This window comes from Chimaeribacter arupi, assembly GCF_002858805.1.
In the GTDB taxonomy this organism is placed as follows: domain Bacteria; phylum Pseudomonadota; class Gammaproteobacteria; order Enterobacterales; family Enterobacteriaceae; genus Chimaeribacter; species Chimaeribacter arupi.
In genome coordinates, this window is sequence record NZ_PJZI01000023.1 from 23960 (window position 1) to 38767 (window position 14808).

Here is a 14808-nt window from a genome sequence, read left to right on the forward strand (position 1 = left end):
AGGAAAGGTGAGGCCGGCAGCAGGGGGCTGCCGGCGTGCAGCGAATCAGTTACGGCGCGTGCGGTCACCCCGCAACAGGCCGGAGGCGCTGTCGGAGTAGTCGCGCGGCATCTCGACCGGTGCCTGGTCGTTATCTGCTTCGGCTTCCGTCAGGCGGTAACGGAACGGGTTGTCCTGCGTCGGCATGTCCGGCAGCAGGTTGTTGGAGCTTTTCGCCATGTGCTGATAGAGCTGGCGATAGTCAGTTGCCATGTTGTCCAGCAGTTCCGCACTGCGGGCGAAGTGGCTGACCAGCTCCTGGCGGTACTCTTCCAGCTCGGTTTTGCTTTTTTCCAGTTCCGTTTGCAGTACCTGTTGTTGCCGCAATTTACGGTTGCCGAAACGCATCGCCAGCGCGCCGATAATCAGGCCGACGACTAAACCAATAAGTGCATACTCCCAGGTCATAATGACTCCTATGTTACTCTCGTTGTCCAGTAGGGCTTTTTCACTTAACTTTTTCACTTAATAATGCTCACTATAACCGTTAACCTTGTCTCAGTGGAATCCTGACGGGTCTGAACCTGAGGGAAGGCGAATTTTTCATAAGCAACACAGCAGGCAACTGCGGCGAAATCGGGGGGATCAGGCTCCGAAGCGCGGCGAAACACCGATAACTTTTTTCTCACGGAACGTCGAAAAACATGCAATCCATTACGCCCCTTGCACGCTATCACCAGGCGCTGGACGCCGGGGATTACCAACCGGATGACGTGCAGCGTCAGGCCGTCACGCAACTTGATGCCATCTACCATGCGCTGATTGCGCAAAAACCGGAGGCACCGCGTGCGTCCGGCGGCCTGTTCGCCCGGCTGATGGGCAAAAAACCGGCTCCGCAAGCGCCGGTGCAGGGGCTGTATATGTGGGGCGGTGTGGGGCGCGGCAAAACCTGGCTGATGGACATGTTTTTCCACAGCCTGCCGGGTGAGCGGAAAATGCGGCTGCACTTCCACCGGTTTATGCTGCGGGTGCATGAGCAGCTCACGCAGTTGCAGGGGCAGGAGAACCCGCTGGAGACAGTGGCGGACCGCTTCAAGGCTGACACCGATGTGCTCTGCTTCGATGAGTTTTTCGTCTCTGACATTACCGACGCCATGCTGCTGGCGACCCTGTTGCAGGCGCTGTTTGCGCGCGGCATCACGCTTATCGCCACGTCCAACATTCCGCCGGACCAGCTCTACCGCAACGGCCTGCAACGCCAGCGCTTCCTGCCGGCCATTGACCTCATCAACGCCCATTGCCAGGTGATGAACGTGGACGCCGGCATCGACTACCGCCTGCGCACCCTGACCCAGGCCAACCTCTGGATCTCGCCGCTGGGGCCGGCGGCAGAAGACCAGCTCGGCAGCATGTTTGCGCGGCTGGCCGGCAAACCGGGGGAGCCCGGCCGGGTGCTGGAGATTAACCACCGCCCGTTGCCGGTGCTGACGGAGGCAGAAGGCGTGGTGGCGATCGACTTCCACACCCTGTGTGAAGAGGCGCGCAGCCAGCACGATTACATCGCGCTCTCGACGCTCTACCACACGGTGCTGGTGCACAATGTGCGGGTGATGGACAGCCACAACGAAAACGCCGCCCGCCGCTTCCTGGCGCTGGTGGATGAGTTCTATGAGCGCCACGTCAAACTGGTGGTGTCCGCCGACGCCGGGATGCATGACATCTACCGCGGCGACCGGCTGAAATTTGAGTACCAGCGCTGCCTGTCGCGCCTGCAGGAGATGCAGAGCGAGGAGTACCTGCGCCTGCCGCATCTGCCCTGATCGCGGCCTTTTCTCTGCCTGCCGGACAGCGGGCAGAATTTATGCATTTACGCCAAAAAAGCAGTCGATCTTTGCAGGTGACTTCTCTATAATCTTGCGACCCCACGTTACAACAAAGTTTTTTTCCCGAAACTTTATTAGTGCCGGCATAGGCTATTCGAAGGGGTAGGTTTGCTGGACTTGATGGTCGTGTGAACCTCCAACACTGTTAATTAAGCGTTTGGGTGTTCGCCAACGTGTAACTTAAATTGGGTAAGCTTTTAATGAAAACTTTTACAGCTAAACCGGAAACAGTACAGCGTGACTGGTTCGTAGTTGACGCAAGCGGCAAGACCTTGGGTCGCCTGGCCACTGAACTGGCTCGCCGTCTGCGTGGCAAGCATAAAGCGGAATACACTCCGCACGTTGATACCGGTGATTACATCATCGTTCTGAACGCTGAGAAAGTTGCTGTAACCGGCAACAAGCGTAATGACAAGATTTATTACCATCACACCGGCCACATCGGTGGTATCAAACAAGCGACCTTTGAAGAGATGATTGCCCGCCGTCCTGAGCGTGTGATTGAGATCGCGGTTAAAGGCATGCTGCCGAAGGGCCCGCTGGGTCGTGCTATGTACCGTAAACTGAAAGTTTACGCGGGTAACGAGCACAATCACGCGGCACAGCAACCGCAAGTTCTTGACATTTAATCGGGATTATAGGCAATGGCTGAAAATCAATACTACGGCACTGGTCGCCGCAAAAGCTCCGCCGCTCGCGTTTTCATCAAGCCGGGCAGTGGTAACATCGTAATTAACCAGCGTAGCCTGGAACAGTACTTCGGTCGCGAAACTGCCCGCATGGTAGTTCGTCAGCCGCTGGAACTGGTCGACATGGTTGGCAAATTTGACCTGTACATCACCGTTAAAGGTGGTGGTATCTCCGGTCAAGCTGGTGCTATCCGTCACGGTATCACCCGTGCACTGATGGAATATGACGAGTCTCTGCGTGGGGAGCTGCGTAAAGCTGGCTTCGTTACCCGTGACGCCCGTCAGGTTGAACGTAAGAAAGTCGGCCTGCGTAAAGCACGTCGTCGTCCTCAGTTCTCCAAGCGTTAATTTCTGGCTGCTCACGCAGCGGAAACAACGTCAAAAACCCGGTGTCTCACCGGGTTTTTTTATGCCCGCAATCCGGCCGTTGCTCTCCTTATTTGCCGGATGACATACAATTCACGCTGAAATCACCGTTGCCCCGCCACAAAACAGGCAAAATCTGGTAAACTAACAACACTTTTGCGCCCGAGCGCCGAGCAGTTTTGTTGGTTCTTTGCCCTGAGGATCGCCTGTTCTTCAGGCTGGTCTGCGAGGCTGCTGGCTGGCGATGCATGATTCAGGATAGCAGCCTGATCGTTGGCTATTCGCACTGTTTTCTAGATAAACTTGGAGGTTTACATGGCTGTCGCTGCCAACAAACGTTCGGTAATGACGCTGTTCTCTGGCCCGACCGACATCTTTAGCCATCAAGTACGTATCGTACTGGCGGAGAAAGGTGTCAGTGTCGAGATCGAGCAGGTAGATATGGGAAATCTGCCGCAGGATCTGATTGACCTCAACCCTTATCAATCTGTACCAACGCTGGTTGATCGTGAACTGACGCTGTATGAATCCCGCATCATCATGGAATACCTGGATGAGCGTTTCCCACACCCGCCGCTGATGCCGGTTTACCCGGTTGCGCGTGGCGAAAGCCGCCTGTGGATGCGCCGCATCGAGAAAGACTGGTATTCGCTGATGTACAAAATCGAACAGAGCAGCGGCCAGGAAGCAGAAGCAGCCCGTAAACAGCTCCGTGAAGCGCTGATTGAAATCGCGCCGGTCTTTACGTTGAAGCCTTTCTTCTTAAGTGATGAATTCAGCCTGGTAGATTGCTACCTGGCACCGCTGTTGTGGCGTCTGCCGCAACTGGGCATTGAGCTTACCGGCGCCGGCTCCAAAGAGCTGAAAGGGTACATGACCCGCGTCTTTGAACGTGATGCCTTCCTGGCGTCGCTGACTGAAGCTGAACGCGAAATGCGTTTACATACTCGGGGTTAATTCAGATGGAGATGTCGCACATGTCTCCGCGTCGTCCGTACCTGTTGCGTGCGTTCTATGACTGGTTGCTCGACAACCAGCTGACGCCGCACCTGGTGGTGGATGTCACGCGCCCAGGTGTTATGGTACCGATGGAGTTTGCCCGTGACGGCCAAATCGTGCTGAACATTGCACCGCGCGCGGTAGGGAATCTGGAGTTGGGCACGGACGACGTCCGTTTCAATGCCCGCTTCGGGGGTGTGCCGCGTCAGGTGAATGTTCCGATTGCCGCTGTGTTGGCGATTTACGCCCGTGAAAACGGGGCCGGTACCATGTTCGAGCCGGAACCTGCCTACGAAGAAGAAGGCATGTTTGAGGCGCCTGGGGAAGAGGGCGCCGCGCCAGAGCCTACCATGTCCGTGATTGACGGCGATCGTCCCGATAACAGCAATGATTCGGATGACGAACCGCCGCAACCGCCACGTGGCGGCCGCCCGGCCCTGCGGGTCGTGAAGTAACCCTTCATACCGCATCAAAAAGCCCCGCTCCGGCGGGGCTTTTTTTATGGCGCGACGTTTTATGTCTGGCAGGACGGCAATAAAAAAGGGGCCGTGAAGGCCCCTTTCGGTGGAGTGCGCGGTAAGAGACGCCGCTTACACTTCCAGGTAGTTCATGATGCCGTCTGCCGCTTTCCGGCCTTCGGCAATCGCCGTGACCACCAGGTCAGAGCCGCGTACCGCATCGCCACCGGCGAAGATTTTCGGGTTGCTGGTCTGGAAGGCGTTTTCGACCGCTTCCGGTGCCACGATGCGGCCCTGGTTATCCAGCTCCACATCGTGCGCCGCCAGCCATTCCATGCTGTGCGGGCGGAAACCAAAGGCCATCACCACGGCGTCGGCATCCATTGTATGCTCAGAGCCCGGCACGATTTCAGCCCGGCGGCGCCCGGCCGCATCGGCCGCGCCCAGTTGGGTACGCACCATCTTCACGCCGCACACCCGGCCCTGGCTGTCCAGCACAATGCTCAGCGGCTGCACATTGAATTTGAACTCCACACCCTCTTCACGCGCGTTTTTCACTTCGCGGCGCGAACCGGGCATGTTCTCTTCGTCACGGCGGTAGGCACAGGTCACGTGCAACGCACCCTGGCGGATGGAGGTGCGCACGCAGTCCATCGCCGTATCGCCGCCGCCCAGCACCACCACGCGTTTGCCTTCCATGTTGATGTAAGGCTCGTCCGGCTGTGCTTCAAAGCCCATCAGCTGCTTGGTATTGGCAATCAGGAACGGCAGCGCATCGTACACGCCCGGCGAATCCTCATTTTCCAGCCCGCCGCGCATGGACTGATACGTCCCGACGCCGAGGAACACCGCGTCGTACTCTGCCAGCAAAGCGTCCATGGTGATGTCTTTGCCGACTTCAGTATTCAGCTGGAACTCAATGCCCATGCCGGTGAAAATCTCGCGGCGGGTGGTCATCACCGATTTTTCCAGTTTGAACGCCGGGATGCCGAACGTCAGCAAACCACCGATCTCCGGGTGACGGTCATACACCACTGCCTTCACCCCGTTGCGCGTCAGCACGTCTGCACAGGCCAGCCCGGCCGGGCCGGCACCGACAATCGCCACGCGCTTGCCGGTGGGTTTAACGTGGGACATATCCGGCCGCCAGCCCATCTCGATCGCTTTATCGTTGATGTAGCGCTCGATGTTACCGATGGTCACCGCGCCGAACTCATCGTTCAGCGTGCAGGAGCCTTCGCACAGGCGATCCTGCGGGCAGACGCGCCCGCACACTTCCGGCAGGCTGTTGGTCTGGTGGGCGAGGTCTGCCGCTTCCATAATGCGGCCTTCGTTCGCCAGCTTCAGCCAGTTCGGAATATAGTTATGAACCGGGCACTTCCATTCGCAATAAGGGTTACCACACGCGATGCAGCGATCGGCCTGCGACTGGGCCTGGGTATCAGAAAACGGCTCATAAATTTCTACAAACTCAATTTTCCGAATCTTCAGCGCTTTCTTTGGCGGATCAACGCGCTGCAAATCGATAAATTGATAAACGTTTTGACTCATCGAAAACCTCTTACTGCGCTTGTACCCGCAGCTCAGCTGCGGAACGACTGCGGTGACCCAACAATGCTTTGACATCACTGGACTTCGGTTTCACCAGGGCGAACTTCGCAGACCACACCGGCCAGTTGGCGAGCATTTCTTCGCCGCGGCTGGAGCCGGTCAGTTGCACATGTTCCGTAATCAGGCCGCGCAGGTGTTCTTCATGGATAGCCAGCTGATCCACATCCAAAATCTCGACCAGCTCCGGGTTGACGCGTTTGCGGAACTCGCCATCTTCGTCCAGCACGTAGGCGAAGCCGCCGGTCATGCCTGCGCCGAAGTTGACGCCGGTTTTCCCGAGCACGCACACGATGCCGCCGGTCATGTATTCACAGCCGTTGTCACCGATGCCTTCCACCACGGTGATGGCCCCGGAGTTACGCACGGCGAAGCGTTCACCCGCCCGGCCTGCCGCGAACAGTTTGCCGCCGGTCGCACCATACAGGCAGGTGTTACCGATGATGCTGGCTTCATGGCTGCGGAACGCGGAACCCACCGGCGGGCGTACCGAGATCCGGCCGCCGGCCATGCCTTTGCCGACGTAGTCGTTGGCGTCGCCGGTCAGCATCAGATCCACGCCGCCCGCATTCCAGACGCCGAAGCTCTGGCCGGCGGTACCGGAGAAGTGAGCGGTGATCGGATCCGAGGCCATGCCCTGGTCGCCGTGCTTCTCAGCAATCGCCCCGGAGAGCAGCGCGCCCACTGAGCGATCGGTGTTACGGATGTCGAAGTAGAACGTCTTGCTCTGGCGTTTTTCCACGTACGGCGCGGCCTGTTCCAGCAGCGCTTTGTTCAGCAGGCCCGGATCAAACGGCGGGTTGCTGCTTTCGGTGCAGTAAAGCGCCTTGCCCGGATGCGGCTGGGCAGTTTTCAGCATCGGGGCCAGGTCCAACTTATTCTGCTTGGCGGTGAAGCCTTCCAGCTCCTCCAGCAGGTCGGTGCGGCCAATCAGGTCAACCAGGCGGCTGACGCCCAGTGATGCCATGATTTCACGCGTTTCCCGTGCGATGAAGTGGAAATAGTTCGTCACGCGCAGCGGCAGGCCGTGGTAGTGATCACGGCGCAGTTTGTCATCCTGAGTCGCCACACCGGTCGCACAGTTGTTCAGGTGGCAGATACGCAGGTATTTGCAGCCCAGCGCGACCATCGGGCCGGTGCCGAAGCCGAAGCTCTCTGCCCCCAGGATCGCGGCTTTAATGATGTCCACGCCGGTTTTCAGGCCGCCATCCACCTGCAGGCGGATTTTGTGGCGCAGGCCGTTGGCCACCAGCGCCTGTTGCGTTTCCACCAGCCCCAGTTCCCACGGGCAACCGGCATACTTCACCGATGACAGCGGGCTGGCACCGGTGCCGCCGTCATACCCGGCGATGGTGATCAAATCGGCATAGGCTTTCGCCACGCCCACGGCAATGGTGCCGACACCCGGCTCAGACACCAGCTTCACCGAAATCAGTGCCTTCGGGTTGACCTGTTTCAGGTCAAAGATCAGCTGGGCCAGATCCTCGATCGAATAGATATCGTGGTGCGGCGGCGGGGAGATCAGCGTCACGCCCGGCACCGAATAACGCAGCTTGGCGATATACGGCGTGACTTTGTCGCCCGGCAACTGGCCGCCTTCACCCGGCTTCGCGCCTTGCGCCACTTTCACCTGGATGACGTCGGCATTGACCAGGTAGGCAGGCGTCACGCCGAAGCGGCCTGAGGCCACCTGCTTGATGCGGGAGACTTTATTGGTGCCGTAACGCGCCGGGTCTTCGCCGCCTTCGCCGGAGTTGGAGAAGCCGCCGAGGCTGTTCATCGCTTCCGCCAGGGACTCATGGGCCTCCGGGCTGAGCGCGCCGATGGACATCGCCGCGGTATCAAAGCGTTTGTAGAGATTCTCTGCCGGCTCGACCTGATCCAGCGTGATCGGCTCACCCGATGGTTTGATCGCCAGCAGATCGCGCAATGTCGACGCCGGGCGCTCGTTCACCAGCTTCGCGTACTGCTGGTAGTCGCTGTACTCGCCGGTATGCACGGCATTTTGCAGGGTGCGCACCACGTCCGGGTTGTACATGTGGTACTCGCCGCCGTACACGAACTTCAGCAGCCCGCCCTGATCCAGCGGCTTACGCTTCAGCCAGGCGCGCTTGGCCAGGTTTTGCAGATCTTGTTCAAAATCGCTGAAGTTGGCCCCGCCGATGCGGCTGACCACGCCCTGGAAGCAGAGGTCGCTCAGCTTACGGTGCAGGCCGACCGCTTCAAACAGTTTGGAACAGCGGTAAGAGGCGACGGTCGAGATGCCCATTTTGGACATGATCTTGTACAGCCCCTTGTTGATGCCGTTGCGGTAGTTCAGCATCACTTCGCGGTATTTCTTGTCGATGGCGCGTGAGTCCACCAGCTTCGCCAGCGTCTCGTAAGCCAGGTACGGGTAGATCGCGGTGGCACCGAACCCGAGCAGCACGGCAAAGTGGTGCGGGTCGCGGGCGCTGGCCGTTTCCACAATCAGGTTGGCGTCACAGCGCAGGTTCTTCTCCACCAGACGCGTCTGGATGGCACCCACAGCCATCGGGGCCGGTACCGGCAGGCGGTCCGGGGCGATGGCGCGGTCAGAGAGCACCAGCAGCACGGCACCGTCACGCACTTTATGTTCCGCCTGGTCACACAGGTCACGGATCATGCTTTCCAGATCCTGTACCGCCGGGTTGTAGGTCAGGTCCAGCGTTTCGGCGCGATAGTATTCACCTTCCAGCGACGTCAGCTGGGTGAAGTCCGAGTAGAGCAGAATCGGCGACTTGAAGCTCAGGCGGTGGGACTGGCCTTCCGCTTCAAAGAAGACGTTCATTTCACGGCCGATGCTGGTCGCCAGTGACATCACATGCGCTTCACGCAGCGGGTCAATCGGCGGGTTGGTTACCTGCGCGAACTGCTGGCGGAAATAGTCATAGATCACACGCGGGCGGCTGGAGAGCACGGCGAACGGCGTATCATCGCCCATCGACCCGACCGCTTCCTGGCCGTTCTCGCCCAGCACGCGGATAATCTGGTCCAGTTCTTCACTGCTGTAGCCGAACTGCTTCTGGTAGGTTTCCAGCTGCGCATCGTCCAGCTCGCGGCGGCCTACCTGATCTTCCGGCAGGTCTTCGAACGGCACCAGGCGTTTGACGTTTTTCTCCATCCACTCTTTATAGGGGTGGCGGCTTTTCAGGTCATTGTCGGTTTCTGCCGAGTGCAGAATGCGGCCGCTGCGGGTGTCGATCACCATCAGCTCGCCGGGGCCGACGCGCCCTTTTTCAATCACTTCGTCCGGCTGGTAATCCCAGATGCCGACTTCCGAGGCACAGGTGATCAGCTTGTCTTTGGTGATGACATAGCGCGCCGGGCGCAGGCCGTTACGGTCGAGGTTACAGGCTGCGTAGCGCCCGTCAGAGAGCACGATACCGGCCGGGCCGTCCCACGGCTCCATGTGCATGGAGTTGAAGTCAAAGAACGCGCGCAGGTCGCTGTCCATGTCCGGGTTCTGCTGCCAGGCAGGCGGCACCAGCAGGCGCATGGCGCGTACCAGGTCCATCCCGCCGCTCAGGAACAGTTCCAGCATGTTGTCGAGCGAGCTGGAGTCGGAACCGCTCTCGTTGACGAACGGCGCGGCATCCTGCAGGTCAGGGATCAGCGGGGTCTTGAATTTATAGCCGCGCGCACGCGCCCATTGGCGGTTACCGGCAATGGTGTTGATCTCGCCGTTATGCGCCAGGTAGCGGAACGGCTGCGCGAGCTTCCAGCGCGGCACGGTGTTGGTGGAGAAGCGCTGGTGGAACAGGCAGATTGCCGATTCCATCCGCAGGTCAGCCAGATCCAGATAGAAGCGCGGCAAGTCGGCCGGCATGCACAACCCTTTATAGATCGTCACCAGGTTCGACAGGCTGCACACGTAGAATTCGTTGTCCTGAATGCGCTTTTCAATCCGGCGGCGGGCCATATAGAGGCGGCGCTCCATATCACGCGGACGCCAGCCGGCCGGGGCATTCACAAAGATCTGCTCAATACGGGGCAGGGAGGAGAGGGCAATCTCGCCGAGCACGTCCGGGTTGGTCGGCACGTCGCGCCAGCCCACCACCGACAGGGTCTCGTTTTGCAGTTCCTCTTCCACAATGCGGCGGCTGGCGCGGGCGTCGTCCTCGTTTTTGCTGAGGAACATCATGCCTACGGCGTAGTTCTTGGCCAGACGCCAGCCACGCTCTTCGGCCACCATGCGGTAAAAGCGGTCCGGCTTTTGCAGCAGCAGGCCACAGCCGTCACCGGTTTTGCCGTCGGCAAGAATTGCACCACGGTGTTGCATACGCGCCAGTGCGTGAATGGCGGTGCGTACCACCTTGTGGCTAGGTTCGCCTTCTATGTGGGCGATCAGGCCGAAACCACAGTTATCCCTCTCTTGGGATGCATCGTACAACATATCAGGAACCTCCCCAGGCTCTACGTGACTCTTGACTGCCGACGGCAAGGGGCAAATCTTCAGGAGGGGCAGGCGGTTACCTGCATGACCGGCACGTAATTACGCGGCCTGACGTCCTCCGTCGATGGCCTCTTGTGATGGCGCTCACAAGCGGGTTATGACTTGTTTAATGAGGGAGTCTTCAATAACTGCATAAGTATGACGAGTTGTTGCCCCGTCGAGAATGCTTCCAGCGGATGTCCAACTTAGCGAGAAAGAACAGGCAGGTCAAATGTGTATTTAAGATATGCGTTTTTGTGATTTTAATGAGTTAATTCTATGAAATATAAGAAAAATAGAGGTGTTTTTATCGGTCAGAAACTCGCCGCCGGGGTGGGTTGGTTGTGAGCTGTATCACTATAGTGCAAGGCCCAAATCTCTGCACCATGCTAGTGCGGGTAATAATGGCAGAATTATATTCTGGTAAACCCCCGTTGTATGTGGTTTGACACTGTTTTTTACCCCTTCATTTTCTCTCATGATCCCCCTGAGGCAGATAAGAAGAATTCATCAGGCCAGAGATGAATTAATTATCGTTTATAGTGAATTTTTATTCCGGAGGTGTCGCGGTGGGGAGGGACTTGACCGGCATCATAATAGGAAAAGTGATTTGCCGCTAAAGTGTTGGGCTTTTTCTGAGGCAAAAATACCATCATGCAACTGCCCGACTTAGTCAATATGTTCGGCCCTTATTTACAGCGCCGCTTTGGCGAGAAAGTCCATAAACTGACGCTGCACGGCGGCTTTAGTTGCCCCAACCGGGACGGCACCCTGGGGCGCGGCGGCTGCACGTTCTGCAACGTCGCCTCCTTTGCCGATGAGGCGGCCGCGCAGCTCAGCATTGCGGAGCAGCTGGCGGCGCAGGCTGCCAGGGTCAACCGCGCACGCCGTTACCTCGCCTATTTCCAGGCCTACACCAGCACCTATGCAGAAACCCAGCTGCTGCGGCAAATGTACCAGCAGGCTTTGCAGCAGGCGGATATGGTCGGGTTGTGTGTCGGCACCCGGCCGGACTGCGTGCCGGACGCGGTGCTTGACCTGCTGGCCGGCTACCGGGCGCAGGGGTATGAAGTGTGGCTGGAGCTGGGGCTGCAAACCGCCCATGACGCCACCCTGCGGCGCATAAACCGCGGCCATGATTTCCGCTGTTACCAGCACACCGTGCAGCGCGCCCGGTCACGGGGCATTCTGGTCTGCGCTCACCTGATCGTGGGGCTGCCCGGTGAAACCGGCCCGATGGCACAACAAACGCTGGATCGCGTGCTGGAGAGCGGCATCGACGGCATAAAACTCCACCCGCTGCACATCGTCACCGGCAGCACGCTGGCGCGTGCCTGGCAGGCCGGGCGGCTGGCTGCGTTGCCGCTGGAGGAGTATGTACAGATTGCCGGTGAGCTGGTGCGCCATACCCCGCCGGAGGTGATCTTCCACCGCCTCTCTGCCAGCGCCCGGCGGCCCACGCTGTTGGCCCCGCTGTGGTGTGAAAACCGCTGGACGGCGCAGGTGGAACTCCACCGTTATCTGCAACAGCATGGCGGGCAGGGCGCGGCGCTGCCGGGCGATCGCCGGTTTTGGCCGCCGGCCACGAAATTTGCGTAATATCTCGCAGCCTGAAGAAACTCTTGCCGGGCCAGGCGGTTGGTGCCCGCCCTGCCGGGCAAAGTACGGTATGATTTACCGCAAGATGTTAGACAGGAGCAGGTATGAAGCAAATCAGGGCATTGGCCCAGTATTATGTGGATCTGATGGTGAAGCTGGGGTTAATCCGGTTCTCACTGTTGCTGGCCTCGGCGTTGGTGGTGCTGGCGATGATCGTCCAGATGGCCGTCACCATGCTGTTGCGCGGTCAGGTCGAGAGTATCGATGTGGTGCGCTCGATCTTCTTTGGCCTGCTGATCACCCCGTGGGCGGTTTACTTTCTGTCTGTGGTGGTCGAGCAACTGGAAGAGTCGCGGCAACGGCTTTCGCGGCTGGTGGACAAGCTGGAAGAGATGCGCCACCGCGACCTGGAGCTGAACCACCAGTTGCAGGAGAACATCACCCAGCTTAACCAGGAGATCACTGACCGTATCCGGGCGGAAGAGGCGCGCCTTGCGGTGGTGGACAAGCTGAAGCTGGAGATGGCGCACCGTGAACAGGCCCAGATTGAACTGAGCCAGCAATCGGCACTGCTGCGCTCTTTCCTGGATGCCTCGCCCGATCTGGTCTATTACCGTAATGAAGACAAAGAATTCTCCGGCTGCAACCGGGCGATGGAGCTGCTGACCGGCCGCAGCGAGAAACAGCTGATCGGCCTGACGCCGTATGATGTCTACACGCCTGACATCGCCGCCAAAGTGGTGGAGACCGACGAAAAAGTCTTCCGCCATAACGTCTCGCTGACTTACGAGCAGTGGCTGGTCTACCCGGACGGGCGCAAAGCCTGTTTCGAGCTGCGCAAAGTGCCGTTTTATGACCGTATCGGCAAACGCCACGGGCTGATGGGCTTTGGCCGCGATATTACCGAGCGTAAGCGCTACCAGGACGCGCTGGAGAACGCCAGCCGGGAGAAGACCACCTTTATCTCCACCATCAGCCACGAGCTGCGTACGCCGCTTAACGGCATTGTTGGCCTTAGCCGTATTCTGCTCGATACTGATCTGAATGATGAGCAACACAATTACCTGAAGACGATCCACGTCAGCGCCATCACCCTCGGCAACATTTTCAATGACATCATCGAAATGGACAAAATTGAACGCCGTAAAGTGCAGTTGGACAACCAGCCGGTCGATTTCACCGGCTTCCTGGCCGATCTGGAAAACCTGACCGGCCTGCTGGTGCAGCCGAAAGGGCTGAAGTTTGTGATGGAGCCACACCCGCCGCTGCCGGAAAAAATCCTCACCGACGGTACCCGGCTGCGCCAGATCCTCTGGAACCTGATTGGCAACGCGGTGAAATTCACCCAGCAAGGGCAGATTGTGGTGCGTGTCTGGCATGAGCCGCATAACCGCCTGCGCTTTGAGGTGGAAGATTCCGGCATGGGTATCCCGCAGGATGAGCAGGACAAAATCTTCGCCATGTATTACCAGGTGAAAGATCAGCACGGCGGCAAGCCCGCCACCGGCACCGGCATTGGCCTGGCGGTATCACGGCGGCTGGCACAGAGCATGGGCGGCGACATCACCGTGCGCAGCCAGCCGGGGCACGGCTCTTGCTTCACCCTGACCATCACCGCGCCGTCGCTGGAAGAAAAACCCGCCAGCCGCGAGGAGCCGGAAGCCTTGCCGCTGCCGGCGCTGCATGTGTTGCTGGTCGAAGATATCGAGCTGAACGTGGTGGTGGCCCGTTCAGTGCTGGAGAAGCTCGGCAACAGCGTGGAGGTGGCCATGAACGGCCATGATGCGCTGGCGATGTTTAATCCGGATGAATTTGACCTGGTGCTGCTGGACATCCAGCTGCCGGACATGACCGGGCTGGATATTGCCCGCACCCTGCGTGAACAATATGTTGATCAGGTGCTGCCGCCGCTGGTGGCCCTGACGGCCAACGTGCTGAAAGACAAAAGCGAATACCTTGAGGCAGGCATGGATGACGTCCTGAGCAAACCGCTCTCCGTCCCGGCGCTGACTGCCATGATTAAACATTTCTGGGATCATCCCCCACGCCATTCCGGCAAAAAAATGGAGCCAAAAAGTATGCAAACCAACGAGTCACTTCTTGATGTCGCGATGCTGGAGCAGTACATGGAGTTGGTCGGGCCGCAGCTTATCCACCAGAGCCTGGAGATGTTTGAGCAGATGATGCCGGGCTACCTGGCGGTGCTGGATTCCAACATGACCGCGCGTGACGAGAAAGGGATTGCTGAAGAGGCGCATAAAATCAAAGGGGCGGCAGGGTCGGTGGGGCTGAAGCACCTTCAGCAACTGGCACAGCAGATCCAGACGCCGTCACTGCCAGCCTGGTGGGACAACGTGCAGGATTGGGTCGATGAGCTGAAACAAGAGTGGCCGCAGGATGTGCAGGTACTACGTGAATGGGTCGCGAAAGCGGAACAGGCGTAACCGGAACGGGGCAGCGTAAGCAGGCCGGGGGCCGAAAAAACGCTGTGCCGCAGCATCAGAAAAAAGTGGGGGTCATAGAAAAAAATGACCCCAGCCTAAGCCGGGGTGCGCGAATACTGCGCCAACACCAGGGAAATCGGTCACCCACGAAGATTCTTATCAGAGGGTTTTCGGTATCGCAGGTTTTGGTAACTTTTCACAATAAAATTTTACTGTTTTTCAACAATAGCAAAAGACGCCGCGTTTGTTCAAGGAAACATTAAAATCTGTGATGTAGATTAGTCTTTATTCGTACAAAACTTCAAGCAGTTGTTTTAAGAAATTTCGGAG

The 14808-nt window shown here is 58.5% G+C and carries 10 protein-coding genes; 7 read left to right on the forward strand and 3 right to left on the reverse strand.

What is annotated here, in order from left to right; translation table 11 throughout:
- Positions 1 to 45: 45 nt before the first annotated feature.
- Positions 46 to 447, reverse strand: a complete 402-nt coding sequence (zapG, locus tag CYR52_RS13975; protein WP_072931747.1) for a Z-ring associated protein ZapG — start codon at positions 445 to 447, stop codon at positions 46 to 48.
- A gap of 236 nt (positions 448 to 683) precedes the next feature.
- Here zapG and zapE point away from each other — a divergent pair, with 236 nt between their 5' ends.
- The 5 genes from zapE (at position 684) to sspB (ending at position 4371) form a co-directional block, all read left to right on the forward strand.
- Complete coding sequence (gene zapE, locus CYR52_RS13980) at positions 684 to 1799, forward strand: cell division protein ZapE (RefSeq protein WP_101828786.1); 1116 nt, start codon at positions 684 to 686, stop codon at positions 1797 to 1799.
- Between the two features lie 263 nt (positions 1800 to 2062).
- Entirely contained in the window at positions 2063 to 2491 is a 429-nt protein-coding gene (gene rplM / locus CYR52_RS13990) for a 50S ribosomal protein L13 (protein WP_072931751.1), read from the forward strand.
- Between the two features lie 15 nt (positions 2492 to 2506).
- The gene (gene rpsI / locus CYR52_RS13995; RefSeq protein WP_011091939.1) at positions 2507 to 2899 is read left to right on the forward strand and encodes a 30S ribosomal protein S9; all 393 of its coding nucleotides are present in this window, start codon (positions 2507 to 2509) and stop codon (positions 2897 to 2899) included.
- A 333-nt stretch (positions 2900 to 3232) separates the two neighbouring features.
- Positions 3233 to 3874, forward strand: coding sequence for a stringent starvation protein SspA (sspA, locus tag CYR52_RS14000; RefSeq protein ID WP_072931753.1), 642 nt, complete (start codon positions 3233 to 3235; stop codon positions 3872 to 3874).
- A 5-nt stretch (positions 3875 to 3879) separates the two neighbouring features.
- Positions 3880 to 4371, forward strand: a complete 492-nt coding sequence (gene sspB, locus CYR52_RS14005) for a ClpXP protease specificity-enhancing factor (RefSeq protein ID WP_072931755.1) — start codon at positions 3880 to 3882, stop codon at positions 4369 to 4371.
- Between the two features lie 135 nt (positions 4372 to 4506).
- Here sspB and CYR52_RS14010 read toward each other — a convergent pair whose 3' ends face one another.
- Together CYR52_RS14010 and gltB are read right to left on the reverse strand one after the other, a co-directional pair.
- Positions 4507 to 5925 (reverse strand): glutamate synthase small subunit, encoded by a 1419-nt coding sequence (locus tag CYR52_RS14010; protein ID WP_072931757.1) that lies wholly within the window; start codon positions 5923 to 5925, stop codon positions 4507 to 4509.
- Positions 5926 to 5935: 10 nt separating this feature from the next.
- A complete protein-coding gene (gene gltB, locus CYR52_RS14015; protein WP_101828787.1) occupies positions 5936 to 10396 on the reverse strand; it encodes a glutamate synthase large subunit in 4461 nt (1486 codons plus the stop codon).
- Between the two features lie 693 nt (positions 10397 to 11089).
- Here gltB and mnmL point away from each other — a divergent pair.
- Entirely contained in the window at positions 11090 to 12034 is a 945-nt protein-coding gene (gene mnmL, locus CYR52_RS14025; protein ID WP_101828788.1) for a tRNA modification radical SAM protein MnmL/YtqA, read from the forward strand.
- 104 nt (positions 12035 to 12138) lie between these two features.
- Positions 12139 to 14478 (forward strand): aerobic respiration two-component sensor histidine kinase ArcB, encoded by a 2340-nt coding sequence (arcB, locus tag CYR52_RS14030; protein WP_072931763.1) that lies wholly within the window; start codon positions 12139 to 12141, stop codon positions 14476 to 14478.
- Positions 14479 to 14808: the final 330 nt, after the last annotated feature.